This is a genomic window from Aeromonas mytilicola subsp. aquatica (assembly GCF_044336385.1).
GTDB classification, from domain to species: Bacteria; Pseudomonadota; Gammaproteobacteria; order Enterobacterales; family Aeromonadaceae; genus Aeromonas; species Aeromonas rivipollensis.
This window is the reverse complement of sequence record NZ_CP172298.1, coordinates 4390440-4411435: the sequence shown is the minus strand read 5'-3', so window position 1 is coordinate 4411435 and position 20996 is coordinate 4390440. Positions and strand designations below refer to the sequence as shown.

General features: G+C 62.8%; 17 protein-coding genes and 1 tRNA gene. 11 read left to right on the top strand and 7 right to left on the bottom strand.

The genetic code is table 11. The features are described 5' to 3' along the window. The first annotated feature begins 82 nt into the window (after positions 1 to 82). Entirely contained in the window at positions 83 to 1489 is a 1407-nt protein-coding gene (locus tag ACFWHB_RS20245; protein ID WP_395949133.1) for a YfcC family protein, read from the top strand. Positions 1490 to 1618: 129 nt separating this feature from the next. Here ACFWHB_RS20245 and ACFWHB_RS20240 read toward each other — a convergent pair whose 3' ends face one another. The 4 genes from ACFWHB_RS20240 to ACFWHB_RS20225 all read right to left on the bottom strand — a co-directional run bounded on the left by ACFWHB_RS20240 (position 1619) and on the right by ACFWHB_RS20225 (position 4530). Continuing rightward, positions 1619 to 2110 (bottom strand): arginine repressor, encoded by a 492-nt coding sequence (locus ACFWHB_RS20240; protein ID WP_005324454.1) that lies wholly within the window; start codon positions 2108 to 2110, stop codon positions 1619 to 1621. Positions 2111 to 2310: 200 nt separating this feature from the next. Continuing rightward, complete coding sequence (gene pyrI / locus ACFWHB_RS20235) at positions 2311 to 2775, bottom strand: aspartate carbamoyltransferase regulatory subunit (protein ID WP_395949132.1); 465 nt, start codon at positions 2773 to 2775, stop codon at positions 2311 to 2313. Between the two features lie 17 nt (positions 2776 to 2792). After that, complete coding sequence (gene pyrB, locus ACFWHB_RS20230) at positions 2793 to 3713, bottom strand: aspartate carbamoyltransferase (protein ID WP_395949131.1); 921 nt, start codon at positions 3711 to 3713, stop codon at positions 2793 to 2795. Between the two features lie 232 nt (positions 3714 to 3945). Continuing rightward, positions 3946 to 4530 (bottom strand): hypothetical protein, encoded by a 585-nt coding sequence (locus ACFWHB_RS20225; RefSeq protein ID WP_111910886.1) that lies wholly within the window; start codon positions 4528 to 4530, stop codon positions 3946 to 3948. 202 nt (positions 4531 to 4732) lie between these two features. On the opposite strand from ACFWHB_RS20225, the gene ACFWHB_RS20220 reads away from it, so the two are divergent. Continuing rightward, positions 4733 to 4809, top strand: a tRNA-Trp gene (locus ACFWHB_RS20220). Between the two features lie 377 nt (positions 4810 to 5186). Next, a complete protein-coding gene (locus ACFWHB_RS20215; protein ID WP_111910887.1) occupies positions 5187 to 7076 on the top strand; it encodes a methyl-accepting chemotaxis protein in 1890 nt (629 codons plus the stop codon). A 275-nt stretch (positions 7077 to 7351) separates the two neighbouring features. On the opposite strand, the gene ACFWHB_RS20210 is transcribed toward ACFWHB_RS20215, so the two are convergent. Next, positions 7352 to 7879 carry a lipocalin family protein gene (locus tag ACFWHB_RS20210; protein ID WP_290070755.1) on the bottom strand — a complete coding sequence of 176 codons (528 nt, stop codon included), beginning with the start codon at positions 7877 to 7879 and terminating at the stop codon, positions 7352 to 7354. A 16-nt stretch (positions 7880 to 7895) separates the two neighbouring features. Next, positions 7896 to 8798 carry an AraC family transcriptional regulator gene (locus tag ACFWHB_RS20205; protein WP_139743809.1) on the bottom strand — a complete coding sequence of 301 codons (903 nt, stop codon included), beginning with the start codon at positions 8796 to 8798 and terminating at the stop codon, positions 7896 to 7898. A 144-nt stretch (positions 8799 to 8942) separates the two neighbouring features. On the opposite strand from ACFWHB_RS20205, the gene yqhD reads away from it, so the two are divergent. The 6 genes from yqhD to ACFWHB_RS20175 all read left to right on the top strand — a co-directional run bounded on the left by yqhD (position 8943) and on the right by ACFWHB_RS20175 (position 18197). Continuing rightward, positions 8943 to 10106 (top strand): alcohol dehydrogenase, encoded by a 1164-nt coding sequence (gene yqhD, locus ACFWHB_RS20200; RefSeq protein ID WP_395949130.1) that lies wholly within the window; start codon positions 8943 to 8945, stop codon positions 10104 to 10106. A 506-nt stretch (positions 10107 to 10612) separates the two neighbouring features. Continuing rightward, positions 10613 to 12139 carry a Re/Si-specific NAD(P)(+) transhydrogenase subunit alpha gene (pntA, locus tag ACFWHB_RS20195; protein WP_289978260.1) on the top strand — a complete coding sequence of 509 codons (1527 nt, stop codon included), beginning with the start codon at positions 10613 to 10615 and terminating at the stop codon, positions 12137 to 12139. An 11-nt stretch (positions 12140 to 12150) separates the two neighbouring features. Further along, entirely contained in the window at positions 12151 to 13635 is a 1485-nt protein-coding gene (gene pntB, locus ACFWHB_RS20190) for a Re/Si-specific NAD(P)(+) transhydrogenase subunit beta (RefSeq protein WP_106885534.1), read from the top strand. A gap of 311 nt (positions 13636 to 13946) precedes the next feature. Further along, positions 13947 to 15239, top strand: coding sequence for an L-cysteine desulfidase family protein (locus ACFWHB_RS20185; protein WP_111910890.1), 1293 nt, complete (start codon positions 13947 to 13949; stop codon positions 15237 to 15239). A gap of 156 nt (positions 15240 to 15395) precedes the next feature. Continuing rightward, entirely contained in the window at positions 15396 to 16796 is a 1401-nt protein-coding gene (locus tag ACFWHB_RS20180) for an L-cystine transporter (RefSeq protein WP_395949129.1), read from the top strand. A 72-nt stretch (positions 16797 to 16868) separates the two neighbouring features. Continuing rightward, on the top strand, positions 16869 to 18197 hold the full coding sequence (locus ACFWHB_RS20175) for a CoA-disulfide reductase (protein WP_395949128.1): 1329 nt from the start codon (positions 16869 to 16871) through the stop codon (positions 18195 to 18197). A gap of 91 nt (positions 18198 to 18288) precedes the next feature. Here the strand turns inward: ACFWHB_RS20175 and ACFWHB_RS20170 are convergent, their stop codons facing one another. Further along, positions 18289 to 19044: an outer membrane protein assembly factor BamD gene (locus ACFWHB_RS20170; RefSeq protein ID WP_163137524.1), complete on the bottom strand. Its 756-nt coding sequence runs from the start codon at positions 19042 to 19044 to the stop codon at positions 18289 to 18291. A gap of 116 nt (positions 19045 to 19160) precedes the next feature. On the opposite strand from ACFWHB_RS20170, the gene rluD reads away from it, so the two are divergent. Further along, positions 19161 to 20141, top strand: a complete 981-nt coding sequence (rluD, locus tag ACFWHB_RS20165; protein WP_005324417.1) for a 23S rRNA pseudouridine(1911/1915/1917) synthase RluD — start codon at positions 19161 to 19163, stop codon at positions 20139 to 20141. A 109-nt stretch (positions 20142 to 20250) separates the two neighbouring features. Further along, positions 20251 to 20988, top strand: coding sequence for a peptidoglycan editing factor PgeF (gene pgeF, locus ACFWHB_RS20160; protein WP_395949127.1), 738 nt, complete (start codon positions 20251 to 20253; stop codon positions 20986 to 20988). The last annotated feature ends 8 nt before the right edge of the window (positions 20989 to 20996 follow it).

Below are 20996 nucleotides of genomic sequence, written 5' to 3'. Positions count from 1 at the left end.
CGACCATGTGACGGCGGCATAACACCTCTAACCCTACGACCCGCAGATACATGGATACCGCACCACAGAAGGAAGCTGGACCATGACCAAATTCAAGTTCCCGTCAGCCTACACCATATTGTTTGTGCTGATCGCCCTGGTGGCCGCCCTGAGCTGGATAGTGCCGGCCGGCAAATACGACATGGTAATGAATGAAGCCCTCGGCAAGGAAGTGCCGGTGGCTGGCACCTACAAGCTGGTAGAGGCCAATCCCCAGGGCATCGTCGACGTGCTGCTGGCACCCATCGACGGTCTCTACAACCACGACACCTATGAGGCAGGCGCCATCGACGTCTCCCTCTTCATCCTGATCATCGGCGGCTTCCTTGGCATTGTGACCAAGACCGGCGCCATCGATGCCGGTATCGAGCGCGTCACCGATCGTCTGCGTGGCCGCGAGGAGTGGATGATCCCGATCCTGATGGCGCTGTTCGCCGCAGGGGGCACCATCTACGGCATGGCGGAAGAGTCGCTGCCCTTCTACACCCTGCTGGTGCCCGTGATGATGGCCGCCCGCTTCGACCCCGTGGTCGCCGCCGCGACAGTGTTGCTCGGCGCCGGTATAGGGACGCTGGGCTCCACCATCAACCCGTTCGCCACCGTGATTGCCGCCAACGCGGCCGGCATCTCCTTCACCGACGGCATCTGGCTGCGGGTCGCCATGCTGGTGGCCGGCTGGCTGCTGTGCGTGGCCTATGTGATGCGTTACGCCAAGATGGTGCGCAACGACCCCAGCAAGTCCCTGGTGGCCGACAAGTGGGATGAGAACCGTGCCCACTTCCTCGGCAACAAGAGCGACCAGATGCTGGAGTTCACCCTGACCCGCAAGATAGTGCTGGGTATCTTCGTCGCCGCCTTCGCCGTGATGATCTACGGGGTGGCCGTGCTCGGCTGGTGGATGGCGCAGATCTCCGGTGTCTTCCTGGCCGCCGCCATCATAGTCGGCGTTATCTCCCGCATGAGCGAGGAGGAGCTGACCTCCAACTTCATCGACGGTGCCCGTGACCTGCTCGGCGTGGCCCTCATCATAGGTATCGCCCGCGGTATAGTGGTGGTGATGGACAACGGCATGATCACCCACACCATATTGAACAGCGCGGAAGGCATAGTGACCGGCCTCTCCACAGTGGTGTTCATCAACGTGATGTTCGTGCTGGAAGTGGTGCTCTCCTTCCTGGTGCCGTCCTCCTCCGGTCTGGCGGTGCTGACCATGCCGATCATGGCGCCCCTTGCCGACTTCGCCAACGTGGGCCGCGAGCTGGTGGTGACCGCTTACCAATCCGCCTCCGGTCTGGTGAACCTGGTGACCCCGACCTCAGCCGTGGTCATGGGTGGCCTGGCCATCGCCAAGGTGCCTTATGTGCGCTGGCTGAAGTGGGTGGCACCGCTGCTTGGCATACTGACTGTGCTGATCGTGGTCTGCCTGAGCCTGGGGGCCCTGCTCTCATAAGGGATGACCAGCAAGACACAACGGGAGCCTGCGGGCTCCCGTTTTTTTATGGCTGTGCATGATGGCACGGGCAGATCGCAGGCAACAAAAAGGCGACCCAGGGGTCGCCTTGCTGCATTCGGGGCTGGCTTAGCGCGCCTGCTCCAGGGTACGCACCACGGCGGCATGGGCCTGGCGGGTGCGACTGATGTGGCGCGGGGCTATCAGCACCACATCGTTGCCGGCGACGGCCCCCAGGATCTCGGGATCGGCGTGGCGATCCAGCAGGCGGGCCACCACGGTCGCGGCCCCCGGGGTGGTGTGTACCAGCACCATCTGCTGGTTGTGCACCACTGCGCGCACCATGTCGTGCACGGAGCGAGTGCTGCCGGCGGGTTCCAGCTGATCGTCCACTAGCGTGTAGACCTTCTTGCCATTGGCATTCTGGGCCTTGGCGACGCCGAGGCGGCGCAGCAGACGGGAGATGGTGGACTGGCTGATGTCGGCGAAGCCGCGCTCCGCCAGCTCGCGGCGGATCTCTTCCTGGGTGCTGTAGCAGTGCTGGCCGATGATCTGGCGGCAGGCATCGAGCTGGGCCAGGTCGGACTCCTGTTCCGGGGGGCGACTGAGGGTCTTGACCATGGCGACTTCCTTTGACGATGACAGATGGCTATGGCGCTCAGTCTGTCACGCCTGTTTTTCATAGCGAAAAACACTGATGACGAGCATTTCGGTAGGTGATGAGCGATGTCTAGCCGTTGCGAGATGGCAAATTATAACCAAAGGGGGAATTAGTGATGTGACAGGGGTCAAAAATGGGCCCCGCAGGGCCCGACAGAGTATCAATAGCGCTCGCTGACGATGTCCTGGGTGAAGGATTTCTCGCAGTATTTGCACTTCATGCGCACAGCGCCCTTCACTTCGCGCACCCGGAAGTAGCTGTCCACCGGCTCGTTGTGGGAGATGCAGTTGGAGTTGGGGCAGTGGAACACCCCGGCGATGAACTCCGGCAGCTTCAGCTGGTGCTTCTTCACCACGGCGAAGTCTTCGATGATGTTGACGGTCGCGGTCGGAGCAAACAGCGCCAGCTGGTTGGCCTGCTGTTCGGTCAGGCAGGTGTTCTCGATCTTGATGAGATCCTTCTTGCCCAGGGCGCCGGATTTGAGGTTGAAGCCGACAGTGATCCGCTCCTGGGTCTCGATCAGCTGGAACAGCTTGAGGATCTTGATGCCCTGGCCGGCGGGGACGTGGTCGATGACGGAGCCGTGACGGATGGCTTCGACTTGCAGTTGGTTCTTCTCGGACATGATGTTCCCCTTTTCCCTTAGACGGTTTCGTTCAGTACCAGTGCCAGCAGCGCCTGGCGTGCATAGACCCCGTTTTCCGCCTGCTGGAAGTAGTAGGCGTGGGGGGTCTTGTCGACGGCGACCTCGATCTCGTCGACCCGGGGCAGGGGATGCAGGATCTTCATGGTGGGCTTGGCCCCTTCCAGAGTCGCCAGCTCCAGCACGAACTTGGCGGCCATGTGCCTGTACTCGGTCTCGTCGAAGCGCTCTTTCTGAACCCGGGTCATGTAGAGGATGTCGAGCTCCGGCATCACCTCTTCCATGGTCTCGTGGACGCTGAACTGAATGCCCTTCTCCTCCAGCTCTTCGCAGAGGTAGTCCGGCATCGCCAGGGCTTCCGGTGAGATGAAGAAGAAGCGGCAGTTGAACAGGCTCAAGGCCTGGGCCAGGGAGTGGACGGTGCGGCCGTACTTGAGGTCACCGACGAAGGCCACGTTGAGGCCGTCCAGCTTGCCCTGGGTCTCGTGGATGGAGAAGAGGTCGAGCAGGGTCTGGGTCGGATGCTGGTTGGAGCCGTCACCGCCGTTGATGACAGGCACCCGGGAGAACTCTGAAGCCAGACGGGCGGCGCCCTCTTTCGGGTGGCGCATCACCACGGCATCGGCATAGGAGCCGATGATCTTGATGGAGTCGGCCAGGGTCTCGCCCTTCTTGGCGCTGGTGTTGCCGCCGTCGGCGAAGCCGATGATGTTGCCGCCGAGGCGCTGTACCGCGGTCTCGAAGGAGAGACGGGTGCGGGTGGAGGCCTCGAAGAAGCAGCTGGCGACCAGCTTGTCTTTCAGCAGGCGGGTGTCGGGTTCGGCCTTCAACCGCTGAGCGGTGGCGACCACCAGTTCCATGTCGGACCGGGTCAGGTCCGAGATGGAGATGACGTGTTTGTTATAGAGTGGATTGGTCATCGTCTGCATTCCCTTTGACATCAATGAAGGTTTTTCTGGCACAAAAAAAAGCCCCTGAAACAGGGGCTCTTTTTAAAAATAACTGGGGATCTGTGGGTCGGAAACCGGAAACAACGGGGCCGCTCTGGTGCGCTCCACCCGTCTGCAAGGCTGCTTTTTTCATCAAAAACGGCATCGTCCTGTCCCGACCTTTTTCAAAACCGGACAGATTATAGGGCTGGTTTTTGAATTGTCAAAAATTTATTTCAGAGGCAGGATTTGCCGGTAAAAACGTTTGAGTGTCGCGAACGGGTCGACAAATCCAGACCTGGTGCTCACTCTGCAACGGCAGACCATCTTCGGCCATGCTGCGCAGATAGCCGAGCCTGTGGTGCCCCTCCAGCAGGCAATATGGCTGCGGCAGGGGTTGGCCGTCCGGATAGTGGCCGCCGGGCTCGGGGGCGAGCACTATGATGGGCTCTGACCAGGTGCCCCGGCTCAGCATGTCCTCGCCGAGCCAGGAGCGGCGCACATAGCGGTTGCTGCGCAGCATCTCGCCCCAGCGCTCGATCACCTCCATGTGGCGGGAGCCTATCTGGCTCACGATCTGGGCCGTGTCCCAGGCCTCGCACTCGAAGTGGTGGCGGGCGAGGTCGATAAAGCTCCAGTTGGACTCAAAACCGCGCCAATGGCGGTAAATCCATTGCGTCAGCACATTTTGGGGAATGAAGGGCACCAGGGGAGAGACCCGCTCGAGATAGTCTGGCAGGGACTCGGTTTTGCGCTCATCCCGGAAGTTGAGGGGCGCAAGTTGTTGAAGCAGGCGGTAATTGAGCATGAACGACCTCCCTGTAGCTGGTTTCACCCTACCCCCATTTATGCCCCATTCCTACCCCGGCGGGACTGCAAATACAGCAAGTTACCCCGGCTGGTTGCGGGAATTACCGCGATTTGCTCGTGAATTGTTCGATCGCATCGAAAGTGAGAAAAAAAGCCTTTACCTTTGATCCCGGCTTTGTATAATTCGCCTCGTTTGTTGCAGGGGCGTAGTTCCAATTGGTAGAACAGCGGTCTCCAAAACCGATGGTTGCGGGTTCGAGTCCTGCCGCCCCTGCCATTTTCAGAAAGGCCAGCTCATTGAGCTGGCCTTTCGCATTTCTGCGATCCCTGAACCTTTCTGCTGCGCCGCTCGCCTGCGATCCCTGACGCGCTTCGCGCGACTCACTTCTCTTGTCCTTGCCGATCCGCCTCTTGGGTTCGCTCACCCTAGCTGGTCGCCCTGGCGCCATGTCGTTGCTGATACTGGTGCCGCCAGCGGGCGGCCTCTGGATGTCGGTGCCCGGCGGCTGAGGTCGCGGCGACATGCACAGCATCTTCAGCTGTTGATAAAGAAGAAATTAAAAGGATTCACTAAAGTCCAGTGGGGCTGCCGCCGATATCACCTACCAATATGGGGGTATTCCTGGCCTCCTGTCACCACAAGGATTTGTAGTCATGACACTCTCGTTGCGCGGCAAGCTGCTCGCGACCAGCCTGGGGGTAGTGCTGCTGATGGCTGCCCTGCTCGGCATAGTCGCCTTTCACACCCTCAAATCACGAACCCTGAGCGCCATTCAGAGCGAGGCGGTCAACTATGGTCACGCCCACTCGGTGGCCATCGGCAACTGGATGGCGGATCGCAAGCACGCGGTCGATGCCCTGGCCGCCGTCATTGCCGACAATCCCGAGGCGACCCTGGTGCCGCACCTGCTGCAGACCCGCACCTCCGGCGGCTTCGGCCTCACCTATTTCGGCTCGGCGCAAGGGGCCATGACCCGCCACGATCCCTCCCTCAACACCGCCAACTACGATCCCCGGGTGCGCCCCTGGTATCAGAGCGCCAGCAAGGCGGGCAAGCTGATCGTCACCCCGCCCTACGTCAGCGTGACCATGCAGCAGATGGTGGTGACTCTGGCGGAGCCGGTGAGTCATCAGGGCCAGGTGATCGGGGTGGCCGGGGCGGATCTCTCCCTGGATGCCCTGATCGACGAGGTGCTGGCCATGAAGGTGCAGGGGGAGGGCTATGCCATGCTGCTGGACAGCTCCGGCCTCATCGTCGGTCACCCGCAGAAGGAGCTGGCCCTCAAGCAGGTGGCCGAGCTGGCCCCCGGCCTCACGGGGACGACCCTGGAGGGCTGGAGCCGGGACGGCGAGCTGCATGTCGCCACCATAGCGGGGCGTGAGGTGCTGCTGTCGGTGCAGGGGGTGCCAGGCACCGACTGGCTGCTCGCCATGGTGATGTACAAGGACGTGCTGGAGGCGCCCTTCGCCAGCCTGCTGTGGCAGCTGGTGGGGCTGACCCTGGTGCTGCTGCTGGTGTTCAGCGCCCTGCTCATCGCCATGTTCAACTACCTCTTTGCCGATCTTGGCCGGGTCTCCAAGGCGCTGGCCGACATCGCCCACGGCGAGGGGGATCTCACCGTGCAGATCGCGGCCCACAGCAAGGACGAGGTGGGGCTGCTGGCCCAGAACTTCAACCTGTTCGTGGCCCGGCTGCACGGCATCGTCAGCCGGTTGCGGGACGTCACCGTCGAACTGGCGGCCCAGTCGCGGACCCAGGCGGCGGGGGCCGAGGCCCGTAGCCAGCGGGTGCGCGAGCAGCAGGACGAGATCGTCATGGTGGCGACCGCGGTGACCGAGATGGCGTCCGCCACCCAGGAGATCGCCGGCAACGCCGAGTTTGCCGCCACCACCTCCGGCGATGCGGTCAGGCTGGCCGTGGCCGGTCAGTCCCAGGTCGGTCAGAGCCAGCGCAGCATCAGCGGCCTGGCAGGGGAGGTGGCCGACGCCAGCCAGACCATTCATGAGCTGGATGGCCATGCCCAGAAGATCAGCGGCATCCTGGCCACCATCAGCGGCATCGCCGAGCAGACCAACCTGCTGGCACTGAACGCCGCCATCGAGGCGGCCCGGGCCGGGGAGCAGGGGCGCGGCTTCGCCGTGGTGGCGGACGAAGTGAGAGTGCTGTCGCGCCGCACCCACGACTCCACCGCCGAGATCCAGCAGATGATAGAGGCGCTGCAGCAGACTACGCGTCGCGCCGTGGGGGGCATGGAGACCAGCCGCCAGCTGGCGGGCACCAGCGTGGAGGATGCGGAGGCCGCCAACCAGAGCCTGGCGCGGATCAACGAGGCCATAGGCGCCATCAGTGACATGGCGACCCAGATAGCGGCGGCGGCGGAGGAGCAGACCTCGGTCACCGGCGAGATCAGCCGCAACACCGAGAACATCCGCCATGTCTCCCAGACGCTGGCGGCGCAGGCGAAGGAGGAGGCCGCCCAGGCCGCCGAGCTCAAGTCCCTGACCGAACGGCTGGAGCAGGAGATAGGCCGCTTCCGGCTCTAGGGGCAGACCCTGATGTGACAAAGGCGACCCGGGGTCGCCTTTATTCATGCTGTGTATGGATATTTTGTTGCCATGCACCCGCTGAATAATGCCGGGGTCAGGCCTTGCAATCGGCCCGGTCAAGGGCCCAGAGCGGCTTGATCTAGCTGTAGGAGTCGATGTCCCGCTGGTCGCCGTGCCCCTCGTAGAGGGCCTGGGCCTGCCGATTGTCGGTGGCAGTGCTCAGCATCAGGGGGCGACCCGGGGAATGTCCGGCGGGGTGGCCTGGAAGATCTTCAAGGCGTGTTCCCGGCCGGCTCCTGGCTGACCCAGATAAGCTGGTCGGTGGCAAAGCCCAGCCCCCTCGCCTTGGCGATCAGCGCATCCACTTTGGCCTTTGGCGGCTGGGGGGAGCGGGAGAGGATCCACAGATAGTCGTGGTTGTAGCTGGTCACCAGGGAGAGTTGGTAGTCGGGGTCCAGATCGATGACGTTGTAGCCGCCGTAGAAGGGGCCGAAGAAGCTCACCTTGAGCCGCGCCTCGTCAGGACTACCGACGAAATAGGCTTTGCCTTCGGCCTCGCGCCAGCTGCCATCGCTCTGAAGGCCGCGGTTGAGCACCTTGACGCCGCCATCGTCACGCAGGCTGTAGGTGGCGCTCACCCGCTCCAGCCCCCGCTCGAAGCTGTGGTCGAGACGGGCGATTTCATACCAGGTGCCGAGGTAGCGATCGAGCTGGAAGCCGGTGACGGGGCGGATGCCGTCGGCGAGGCCGGTGCAGGCCGTCAGTAGCCAGGCGGTGAGCAGACAAAGCAGTGAACGCATGGGGGATCCCTCTCTTTTAGCCTTCGATGATGTGCAACTGGCCTTCCCGGAAGCGGGAGGCCTGATCCGTCGGCGTGCTGCCGAAGAAGCGCTTGTACTCCCGGCTGAACTGGGAGTTGCTCTCGTAGCCTACCCTGGCCGCCGCCGCCCCCGCCTTGATGCCGTCGTGCAGCATCATCATGCGCGCCTTGTGCAGGCGAAACGACTTGATGTACTGCAGGGGCGAGGTGGCGGTGACCGCTTTGAAGTGGTGGTGGAAGGCGGAGACGCTCATGTTCACCTCCCGGGCCAGCTCCTCCATGGTCAGGGTGTCGGCGTAGCGCGCCTCTATCATACGCAGCACCCGGGCTATCTGGCCCACATGGTTGTGACGATTGGCCAGCGCCTGCAGCGCCGGGCCGCCCCCCTCGTGCAGGGCGTAGAACAGCATCTCCCGCACCGTCTGCGGCCCCAGCACCCGGGCGTGGTGGGGCTTGTCCATCAGATCGATCAATCGCTCGGCGGCACAGAACATTTCTTCGGACAGGGGGACAGAGTGCACACCGCTCTTTTGCACAGCCGGGGCGGGCAGGGCATCCCCCAGTTCCAGCAGCAGTTCCTGCAGGGTGGCGACGTTGATCTCCAGGGAGAAGCCGATGAGGGGCTGCTCGGGGGAGGCGAAGCACTCGCACTCGCAGGGCAGCGGCAGTGTCATCAGCAGGTAGTGGCTGGGGTCGTAGCGAAACACCTGATCCGCCAGATAGCCCACCTTGTGTCCCTGCAGTATGACGATCATCCGGGGCTGGTAGAGCACGGGCGTGCGGCCGTGATACTCGGTGGTGTAGATGAGGTTCACCTGATCCACCGGGGAGGGGGTGATGCCCGGGGTGGTGACGTGGCGGGCCAGCCTGGCGGCGAGATCGGCGTAACGGTTGGACATGGTCGCTCCGGGTGGATTCTGATGATTTGTAGAAATAGGCAAACAATGTGCAGAATGTTGCCTTGATGGTAGAGGTTGCCTGTAGAAAAATGCAATCAACATTTTGCGGCCAGGCCGCCGGACTATCAGAAGAAGGCAATGTCGATGAACAATTTTACTCTCCATACCCCCACCAAGGTGCTGTTCGGCAAGGGCCAGGTGGCCCAGCTGCGCGGCCAGATCCCGGCCGACGCCCGTGTCCTCATCACCTACGGTGGCGGCAGCGTGGTGCGTAGCGGCCTGCTGGCGCAGATCCGCAGCGAGCTGGCGGGCCTGACCCTGTTCGAGTTCGGCGGTATAGAGCCCAACCCGGCGTACGAGACCCTGATGGGCGCCGTCGAGCTGGCCCGCGCCGAGCAGATCGACTTCCTGCTCGCCGTCGGCGGCGGCTCCGTGCTGGACGGCACCAAGTTCATCGCCGCTGCCGCCCACTACGATCTGGCCAGGGAGCCCTGGCACATCCTCGAGACCGTCGGCGGTGAAGTGGCTTCCGCCATTCCCCTCGGTGCCGTGCTGACCCTGCCGGCCACCGGCTCCGAGATGAACATGGGGGCCGTCATCACCCGCAGGAGCACAGGGGACAAGCAGCACTTCTTCTCCCCCTTCGTGATGCCGCGCTTCGCCGTGCTGGATCCCGTGCTCACCTACACCCTGCCGGCCCGTCAGGTCGCCAATGGCGTGGTGGATGCCTTCATCCACACCCTGGAGCAGTACCTCACCTACCCGGTGGACGCCAAGGTGCAGGATCGCTTCGCCGAAGGGCTGCTGCTGACCCTGGCTGAGGAGGGCCCCAAGGCGCTGGTGGAGCCGGAAAATTACGACGTGCGCGCCAACATCATGTGGAGTGCCACCCTGGCGCTCAACGGCCTGATCGGGGCCGGCGTGCCCCAGGACTGGGCCACCCACATGCTGGGCCACGAGCTGACAGCCCTGCACGGCCTCGACCACGCCCAGACCCTGGCGGTGGTGCTGCCCGCCCTGCTGCAGGCCAAGCGTGAGCAGAAACACGCCAAGCTGCTGCAATACGCCGAGCGGGTCTGGGATCTGCGCAGCGGCAGCGAGGACGATCGCATCGACGGCGCCATCGCCGCCACCCGCGACTTCTTCGAGCGGATGGGGGTCAAGACCCGGCTGCGGGACTACGGCCTGGCCGACGCCAATATCGACACCCTGCTGGCCAAGCTCGAAGAGCACGGCATGACGGCGCTCGGGGAACACGGCGACATCGACCTGGTGCAGAGCCGGCATATTTATGAAGCCGCCTGGTAAGGGGCGAGAGACCAGCTCCGGCCTTGTCCGGGGTTGAATCAGGGGGTCCGCTCCCGCCTTATGGCGGCGGCGCGGCCCCCGAGTCGTTACAAAACGGTTACTTTTTCCCCTTTCATCTCATCAGATGAGCCAACGGCAGATTTCATAAGAACAAAAAACGCTAAGGTAGAGGCTCGGCAAAACATTTTTTTTGACTGGTTGGATCACTTTTTTCAGCGCATTTTGCTGGTATAAGCCCCTAATTTGGTTTGTTTTTTTTAATCATGGTCCGGGATGGGCTGAATTCTGTACCCGCCCGCTCGGGGTCGTGGTTGTAATAAAACTCCAAAATTTGATACTAATCACCTTCGCGCCTGAAAAGCGGGGGCCTGACCATGACAGGAGGTTGAGGTAAAGCCTGCTGATTTTCATAACAAAGGGCCCGTGACCTGCACTTTGATCATGCCTTGTCCCCTCAGACATGAGAGACTGGGCAATGATTGTTTATTAACCATCAGGGAATAGTCATGCAGATTGGAATACCGAGAGAGAGTCTCGCCGGTGAGACCCGGGTCGCAGCGACCCCGGCCACCGTCGAGCAGCTGAAAAAGCTCGGCTTCGAGGTCGCCATCGAGGCCGGTGCCGGCCAGCTGGCCAGCTTCGATGATGCCGCCTTCGAGGCTGCCGGTGCCAGCGTGGTGCCGAGCGTCTGGCAAGCCGACCTTATCTTCAAGGTCAACGCGCCGACCGATGCCGAGATCGCACAAATTAAGGATGGTGCCACCCTGGTGAGCTTCATCTGGCCTGCCCAGAACCCCGAGCTGGTCAAGAAGCTGTCCGAGCGCAACATCAATGTGATGGCGATGGACATGGTGCCGCGGATCTCCCGTGCCCAGTCCCTCGATGCCCTCTCCTCCATGGCCAACATCGGCGGCTATCGCGCCGTGGTCGAAGCCGCCCACCAGTTCGGTCGCTTCTTCACCGGTCAGATCACCGCAGCCGGCAAGGTACCGCCCGCCAAGGTATTGGTGATAGGTGCCGGTGTGGCCGGTCTGGCCGCCATCGGGACCGCCGGTTCCCTCGGCGCCATAGTGCGTGCATTCGACACCCGTCTGGAAGTCGCCGAGCAGATCGAATCCATGGGGGGGGAATTCCTCAAGCTGGACTTCGGTAGCGAGGACGGTGCCTCCAGCGACGGTTATGCCAAGGTCATGTCCGATGAGTTCATCAAGGCCGAGATGGAGCTGTTTGCCCAGCAGGCCAAGGAAGTGGACATCATCATCACCACCGCCCTGATCCCCGGTCGTCCGGCACCCAAGCTGATCACCAAGGAGATGGTCGACAGCATGAAGCCGGGTTCCGTCATCGTGGATCTGGCTGCCGCCACCGGTGGCAACTGTGAATACACCAAGCCGACCGAGCTGTTCGTCACCCCGAACGGCGTCAAGGTGATCGGTTACACCGATCTGCCGGGTCGTCTGCCCGCCCAATCCTCCCAGCTCTACGGTACCAACCTGGTCAACCTGATGAAGCTGATGTGCAAGGAGAAGGACGGCAACGTCGCCATCGACTTCGAAGACGTGGTTCAGCGCAACATGACGGTGATCCAGGCCGGTGAAGTGACCTTCCCGCCCCCCGCCATCTCCGTCTCTGCCGCGCCGCAAAAGCCGGCCGCCGCCAAACCGGCAGCCAAGAAAGAAGAGGCCAAGCCCTCCAACAAGAAGTTCGTGTTCGGTGCCCTCGGCATCGCCGCCTTCGGTTGGGTGGCTGCGGTGGCACCTGCCGCCTTCCTCTCCCACTTCACCGTCTTCATCCTGGCCTGCGTGGTCGGTTACTACGTGGTGTGGAACGTCTCTCACGCCCTGCACACGCCGCTGATGTCGGTCACCAATGCCATCTCCGGCATTATCGTGGTCGGTGCCCTGCTGCAGATTGGGCAAGGGTCGACCCTGGTCACCGTATTGGCCTTTATCGCCGTGCTGATTGCCAGTATCAACATCTTCGGTGGCTTCACCGTCACTCAGCGCATGCTGAAGATGTTCCGTAAGGATTAAGGGGGTTTAACGTGTCTCAAGGACTGGTAACAGCATCCTATATCGTTGCCGCCGTGCTCTTCATCCTCAGTCTCGCGGGACTGTCGAAGCAAGAAACGGCCAAGCATGGCAACCTGTTCGGTATCGCGGGGATGGCCATCGCCCTGCTCGCCACCGTCTTCAACCCGGAAACCAGTGGCGTGCACTGGATAGTCCTGGCCATGGTCATCGGTGGCGCCATCGGCGTGCGCCTGGCGCTCAAGGTCGAGATGACAGAGATGCCCGAGCTGGTGGCCGTGCTGCACAGCTTCGTGGGCATGGCGGCGGTGCTGGTGGGCTTCAACAGCTTCATCGACTTGCACCCCTCCGCACCCGCGGAGGTAGTCGTCTCCGTCGGCTCCAACCTCGATGCGACCCTGGCTGCTGCCCGGGCGGCGTTCGAGCAGGCGGCCAGCGTCGCCCAGGTCGAGCACCTCTCCGGCGCCATGCTGAACATCCACCTGGTGGAAGTCTTCCTGGGCGTCTTCATCGGTGCCGTGACCTTCACCGGTTCCGTAGTGGCGTTCGGCAAGCTGCGTGGCCTGATCTCTTCCAAGCCGCTGCAACTGCCCCATCGCCACAAGCTGAACCTGCTGGCCGTGGTGGTTTCGCTGGCGCTGATGATCCACTTCGTCAACGCCGGTGGCTCCACCTTCGCCCTGCTGGTGATGACCCTGATCGCCTTCGCCTTCGGCTGGCACCTGGTGGCCTCCATCGGCGGCGCCGACATGCCGGTCGTGGTCTCCATGCTGAATTCCTACTCCGGTTGGGCAGCGGCGGCGGCGGGCTTCATGCTCTCCAACGACTTGCTGATCGTGGTGGGTGCCCTGGTGGGTTCCTCCGGTGCCATCCTCTCTTACATCATGTGTAAGGCGATGAACCGCTCCTTCATCTCCGTCATCGCCGGTGGCTTCGGCTCCGACGGTGTGGCCTCCACGGCCGATCAGGAGATGGGCGAATACCGCGAGACCAACGCCGAAGATGTGGCCGACATGCTGAAGAACGCCAGCTCCGTCATCATCACCCCGGGCTACGGCATGGCGGTGGCGCAGGCCCAGTACCCGGTTGCCGAGATCACCCACAAGCTGCGCGAGCGCGGCGTCAAGGTGCGCTTCGGTATCCACCCGGTTGCCGGTCGTCTGCCTGGTCACATGAACGTGCTGCTGGCGGAAGCCAAGGTCCCGTATGACATAGTTCTGGAAATGGACGAGATCAACGAGGACTTCAGCGATACCGACGTGGTGCTGGTGATTGGTGCGAACGACACCGTCAACCCGGCCGCCATGGAAGATCCGGGCAGCCCCATCGCCGGCATGCCGGTGCTGGAAGTGTGGAAGGCGCAGAACGTCATCGGCTTCAAGCGCTCCATGAACACTGGTTACGCCGGTGTCCAGAACCCGCTGTTCTTCAAGGAGAACACCCAGATGCTGTTTGGCGATGCCAAGGCCAGCGTCGAGGCCATCCTGAAGGCGCTCTAAGCGTCGATGGGATGAGACAAGAGGAGGCTTCGGCCTCCTTTTTTATTGCCCGCTTTTCACGAGGCGCGGGCAAGACATTGATGGCAAAGGGCCCTGGCCGGGAGGGGAGATCCATTGCCCGTGGCAGGTCAGCAATCCGGTGACGTTGCCCTCGCTGGAAGGCATAATGGCGGCAAAAAGCGAGGGGGCTCAATTTTATTTGAGACTCGCGCCACTAGAATCAAATTAAGTGACATGGACGGGGTGGCCCTCCAGATAGCACCCTTATCCTCATACGATGCCTGCGGCACAGTGAACCAGAGAAACCACAGATGAAAGCACAATGGACCGACTTTATTACTCTGCTCAAGCGTGAAGTGGTGCCGGCCCTGGGCTGCACCGAACCCATGTCGGTGGCGCTGGCCGCCGCCAACTGCCGCAAGCTGCTGGGGCAGGATCCGACCCGCATCAGCGTCTGGGTCAGCGGCAACCTGTTCAAGAATGGCATGGGGGTCGGGGTACCCGGCACCGGCATGATAGGTCTGCCGGTCGCCGCCGCCGTCGGCATCACGGGGGGCAACCCGGATGCGGGGCTGGAGGTGCTCAAGACCCTGACCCCGGAGCAGGTGGACGCCGCCAAGGCGCTGCTGCCCATCATCAAGGTGGACGTGAAGGATGTGCCTGATGTGCTCTACGCCGAGGTGCTTGCCGAGGCCGACGGTCACAGCGCCCGTGTGGTGATCTGCACGGATCACACCCGCATAGTGCTGCTGGAGAAGGATGGCGAGGTGCTGATGGAGCAGGACAGTGCCCCCGGTGTGCAGATCCAGCCCGCGAAATCCGACAAGCCCGCCATGACGCTGCGGGAGATAGTGGCCTTCGCCCTGGAGGCGCCACTGGCCGAGCTCGACTTCATCCGCGAGGCCGCCACCATGAACCAGGCGCTGGCGGATGAGGGGCTGCAGGGCTATGGCCTGCGCATCGGCAAGATCCTCACCGAGCAGGTGGAGCGCAAGCTGCTCTCGGACGATCTGATGACCTTGGCCATGCGCCTCTCTTCTGCCGCGTCGGACGCGCGGATGGACGGCGCCATGCTGCCCGCCATGTCCAACTCGGGCTCGGGCAACCAGGGCATAGCCGCCACCATGCCGGTGGTCGCCGCCGCCCGCTTCCTCAAGGCCGATGACGAGCAGCTGACCCGGGCACTGGTGATGAGCCACCTGGTGGCCATCTACATCAAGGCCTACCAGAACAAGCTGTCGGCCCTGTGCGCCGCCAGTACCGCCGCCATGGGCTCGGGCGCCGCCATCACCTGGCTGCTGGGCGGCCAGTTCGAGCAGATCAGCCACTGCATCAACAACATGATTGGCGACGTCTCCGGCATCATCTGCGACGGTGCCGGCAGCGCCTGCTCCATGAAGGTGTCGACCTCCACCTCGGCGGCGGTCAAGTCGTCGCTGATGGCCATCAACAACCTGCACGTGCCCCAGAGCGAGGGCATAGTCTCCGACGACGTGGACCAGACCATAGCGAACCTGGGCCGCCTCTCGAAACAGGGGATGCTGGACACCGACATAGAGATCATCAACATCATGCGGGCCAAGCAACAAGGCAAGGCTGGCTGATGAGGGGGGCGGCACTGGCCGCCCCCGGTTTTTGCAGAGATTGACGTCACCCCGAACGGGGGGCGTGCCGCCACGATGCGGCCAGTTTCGGGGCGAGGCGCAGGGTGCGCCCGTCCATCCATCTCGGGCCTCGCCCGTTTATTTTTGGGGAATATCATGACTCTTAGCGTTATCGGTAATCTGGCCATCCTGGTCATGTTGCTGCTGTTTCTCTACCGCTTGCAGCAGACCCATGTCAGCTTCACCCGCCGGGTCTTCTCGGGGCTGGGGCTCGGGGTCCTGTTCGGCTGGGCCTTGCAACTGCTGTACGGCGTCGGCTCCGAGGTGCTGGTCCAGACCGGCGACTACCTGGATCTGGTCGGCAGCGGCTACGTGAAGCTGCTGCAGATGATCATCATCCCGCTCATCATGGTCTCCATCATAGGCGCCATCCTCAAGCTGAGCGGCGGCACGGCGCTCGGCAAGATCAGCGCCCTGACCATAGGGGTGCTGATCTTCACCACCATGATCGCCGCCGGGGCGGGCATACTGATGTCCAACCTGTTCGGCCTGAGTGCCGAGGGGCTGGTTGCCGGCGCCGCCGAGACGGCCCGTGGCGCGGCCCTGCAGACCAGCCTCGGCAGCGTCGAGAGCATGTCCCTCCCCAAGATGGTGCTGGAGTTCATCCCGGCCAACCCCTTTCTCGACATGACGGGGGCACGCAAGACCTCCACCATAGCCGTGGTGATCTTCTCCATCTTCATCGGCCTGTCCGCCACCGGCATCGCACGCAAGCAGCCCGAGATCTTCGCCAGATTCGAGCGCTTCATGCAGGTCGCCCACGCCATCGTCATGCGGATGGTGACCCTGGTGCTGCGCCTCACCCCCTATGGCGTGCTGGCGCTGATGGCCAAGGTGGTGTCCGGCTCCAACTACGCGGACATTATCAACCTGCTGAACTTCGTGCTGGCCTCTTACGGCGCCATCGCCATCATGTTCCTGGTGCACCTGCTGCTGGTGAGCCTGGTGGGCATCAACCCGCTGCGCTTCCTCAAGAAGATCATGCCGGTGCTTGCCTTCGCCTTCACCTCGCGCACCAGTGCGGGATCCATCCCGATGAACGTGCAGACCCAGACCCGGGCGCTCGGCATCCCGGCGGGCATAGCCAACTTCGCCGCCTCCTTCGGCGCCACCATAGGCCAGAACGGCTGCGCCGGCATCTACCCGGCCATGCTGGCGGTGATGATAGCCCCGACCGTGGGGGTCGATCCCCTGGATCCCGGCTTCATCATGACGCTCATCGCCATCATCACAGTCAGCTCCTTCGGGGTGGCCGGTGTGGGGGGCGGCGCTACCTTCGCGGCGCTGATCGTGCTCTCCGCCCTGGACTTCCCGGTGGCCCTGGCGGGGCTGCTCATCTCCATCGAGCCCCTCATCGACATGGGCCGCACCGCCCTCAACGTCTCCGGCTCCATCACGGCCGGCACCCTCACCAGCCGGCTGATGGGGCAGACCGACATGGAGGTCTTCAACGGCGATGCCGAGGTAAGCCTGGACGGGGAAGAGTCCGCGGTCTGACCGGATCTTATCTTCTGATTTGTTTATGAAAAGGGGAGGCGAGGCCTCCCCTGTCGTGACTGGAGTCAAGCTATGCGTATTGTGATCATCGGTGGCGAAGCCGCCGGCATGAGTGCGGCGGCCAAGGCGCGCCGTCTGGCCAAGGATGCCGAGATTGTGGTCTATGAGGCCTCAGAGGTGATCTCCTTCGGGGCCTGCGGTCTGCCCTATTTCGTCGGCGACGATTTTCAGGAGCCGGGCTACATGGCCGAGTTCACCCCGGAGCAGTTCGCCGCCAAGGGGATAGAGGTGAAGATTGGCCACAGGGTGCTGAGCCTGGACGCGGCTGCCCAGACCCTGCGGGTGGAGCACAAGGGGGACAGCTTCACCGATAGCTACGATCGGCTGATGATCGCCACCGGCGCCCGCGAACAGATGCCCCCCATCCCCGGCTTGCAGCTGCAAGGGGTGTTCGGCCTGCGCCGCATGAGCGATGGACTGGCGCTCAAGGCAGCGGTGCAGGATCCGCGCAACAAGAAGGCGGTGGTGATCGGCTCCGGCTTTATCGGGCTGGAGGTGGTCGAGGCCCTGGTCCATCAGGGCAAGGAGGTGCGCCTCATCGAGCTGGCGGACAGGGTCATCCCCGATGCCTTCGACTCGGAGATAACCCAGCACATCGAGGCCGAGCTGCGCGAGCAGGGGGTCTATCTGCATCTGGGGGAGCGCGTCCAAGCCTTGCTGGGGGATGGCCGGGTGACCGGCGTGCGTACCGACCAGGGTGAGTACCAGGCAGATATAGTGGTGGTCTGCACCGGGGTCAGGCCCAACACCGAGTTCCTGGCCGACACCGGCATAGAGCGGCTCGGCAATGGCGCCATCAAGGTCGACCGTCAGGGCCGCAGCTCGCTGGCCAATGTCTGGTCGGCGGGGGATTGCGCCAGCGTCTGGCACAGCGTCAAGCAGCAGCAGGTCTATGTGCCGCTCGCCACCATAGCCAACAAGCTGGGGCGCATGGTGGGGGAGAACTTGGCCGGCGCCGGCCAGGAGTTTCCGGGCACGCTGGGCTCCGCGGCGCTCAAGGTGCTGGGGCTGGAGGCGGGTCGTACCGGACTTTCTGAGAAAGAGGCCCAACAATTGGGCATCGACTACCGCACCGTGGTGATCAAGGACAAGTGCCACACCAACTACTGCCCGGGTCAGTCAGACATTCACGTCAAGCTGGTCTATGAGGCGGGCAGCAAGCGGCTGCTGGGGGGCCAGATCCTGGGTCACAAGGGGGCGGTACACCGCATCGATGCCCTGGCGGTGGCCATCACCATGGGGGTGACCACGGATCAGCTCGGCATGCTGGACTTCGCCTATGCACCGCCCTTCTCCCGCACCTGGGACGTGCTCAACGTGGCGGGCAACGTAGCCAAGTAGGGCAGGCATCCCGGGGCGTCAGTCATGGCGCCCGGATAGTGCCCATAAAAAAACCGATGCCTTGGCATCGGTTTTTTTGTTCCCGTCATGCTCAGCCGCGGCCGAGGCGATTGTCCGGGTAGTTCTTGGCCAGCACTTCGCGGGCGTGGCGGGCCAGGGTCGGCATCTTCAGGGTATCGTAGGCGTTGACCATGATCTCCAGTGCCTTCTCTGTCTCGACTGTGTCGGGATAGGTTTCGACCACCAGCTTGGCGCGGTTGGCGGCGGCGATCAGGGCATCACGCTTCACGTAATACTCGGCCACCCCCAGATCGTAGCGGGCGAGGCGGGTCTTCAGACCGACCATGCGGGCACGGGCATCGGCCGCGTAGCTGCTGTTGGGGTAGCTCTGCAGCAGGGTCTTGAAGTCCTGGAAGGCCTGACGGGCGTAGGAGGGGTCCTTGTCGTCCCGATCTATGCCCAGGAAGTCCTGGAAGAAGTTGTAATCCGCCGCCATGTTGGTCAGACCGCGCATGTAGAACACGTAATCGATGTTCTTGTGCGCCGGGTTGAGGCGGATGAAGCGGTCGATATTGGCGATCGCCTGTGCGGTATCATCCTGCTTGTAGTAGGCGTAGATGAGATCGAGCTGCACCTGGTTGGAGTAGGCGCCGAACGGGTAACGAGAGTCCAGCGCTTCCAGCAACTCGATGGCATTCAGGTAGTTGCCTGTGTCCAGTTTGAGACGGGCTTTCTGGTACAGAACTTCCGGCGGTTCGTCGGGAACCTTGGGTTTGGTGCTGGAACAGCCAGTGATCAGCGTAGCGACCAAGGCGAGCGACATCAGCAGGCGAGACTTCTTTCCCATCAACAACATCCGGTCCATTTCCACGAAATTGGCAAAGTATCCGTTATGCTTGGCTAAAAGAAAAGCTAGAATACCCGGATTATTTCGAATTGATACCCCCGCTCAAGAGACCATACATGAGCCAGCATATTGAACTGACAGGCGAATTCCAGGATCACCAATTCGGGCAGCGACTCGACCAGGCCCTGGCCGAATTGTTTCCAGACTACTCCCGCACCCGCATCAAGGAGTGGATTTTACAGGACAGAGTGACCCTGGACGGTCAGGTTGCCAATACCCCGCGCGAGAAAGTGGTGGCCGGGCAGCAGGTACATGTAGATGTCGAGTTGGAAGATGACACCCGCTGGGATGCCCAGAACATCGACCTCAACATCGTCTATGAAGATGAACACATTCTGGTGATCGACAAGCCGGCCGGCCTGGTGGTTCACCCGGGCGCCGGCACGCCGGATGGCACCATACTCAACGCCCTGCTGCACCGTTACCCCGGCATCGCCGAGGTACCCCGTGCCGGCATAGTGCACCGTCTGGATAAGGACACCACTGGTCTGATGGTGGTTGCCAAGACGATTCCGGCCCAGACCCATCTGGTGGAGGCGCTGCAGGCGCGTCAGATCACCCGTGAGTACGAAGCCGTCGCCATCGGTCACATGACCGCAGGCGGTACCGTGGATGCCCCCATCGGTCGTCACCCGACCCAGCGTACCCACATGGCTGTGGTGCCCAACGGTCGTCCGTCCGTGACCCACTACCGGGTGCACGAGAAGTTCCGTGGCCACACCCGTCTGCGTCTGCGTCTGGAGACCGGTCGTACTCACCAGATCCGTGTCCACATGGCTCACATCAAGCACCCGCTGGTAGGGGATCCCGCTTACGGTGGCCGTCTGCGCCTGCTGCGAAATGCGACTCCGGAGCTGACCCTGGCCCTGCGCAACTTCAACCGCCAGGCGCTGCACGCCACCATGCTGAAGCTGGCTCACCCCATCACCGGCGAAGTCATGGAGTGGCACTCTGCCACGCCGCAAGACATGCTGGATCTGATGGAAGTGCTGCGGGCTGATACGCTCGCTAACCCGGACGATTTGGTCTGGAGCTGATGCAATAGGGCTTGCGTCGGTTTCTGCCGCCGTCCGGCCCTAAGAGATACCAAACGGGGTTCCCTTTCAGGAGCCCCGTTTTTATATCCGTGAATGGAAGGAGTCACAGATGAACTGGATTGAACCCGACTGGCCCGCTCCTGGCAATGTCAGGGCCCTGTCGACCACCCGGGATGGTGGCCTGAGCGAAGGGGTCTTCGCCGGTCTCAACCTGGGGGCCCATGTGGGGGACGAGCCGGCACGGGTCGAGGCCAACCGTGCCCGCCTGCAGCAGGCGGCGCAGATCCCCGGGCCCCTCAACTGGCTCAACCAGGTGCACGGCATCGCCGTCCACCCCGTCAGCAACGAATACGACGGGGCACCGGATGCCGATGCGGCCTGCACCCAGCAAGCCGGGCAGGCCTGCATAGTGATGACAGCCGACTGCCTGCCTGTGTTGTTCTGCGACCGGGCTGGCACAGTGGTGGCAGCCGCTCATGCCGGTTGGCGTGGGCTGAAGGAGGGAGTACTGGAAGCCAGTATCGCCGCCATGGGCTGCGAGCCGGGGGAGATCCTGGCCTGGCTCGGCCCGGCCATAGGCCCCACGGCGTTCGAAGTGGGTGGCGAGGTGCGCGAGGCCTTTATGGCGGAGCAGGCCGAAGCCGAATCCGCTTTCGTACCTTCAGTCAACGAGGGGAAATGGCTGGCGGATATCTACCGGCTGGCCCTGCTGCGACTGGCCCGCGCCGGCGTGAGCGCCGTTTATGGCGGCGAATTCTGCACCTTCAGCGACGGCGATCAGTTCTACTCTTATCGCCGCGACGGCCAGACCGGCCGCATGGCCTCCATCATCTGGTTGGCCCGCTAAGTAATCAC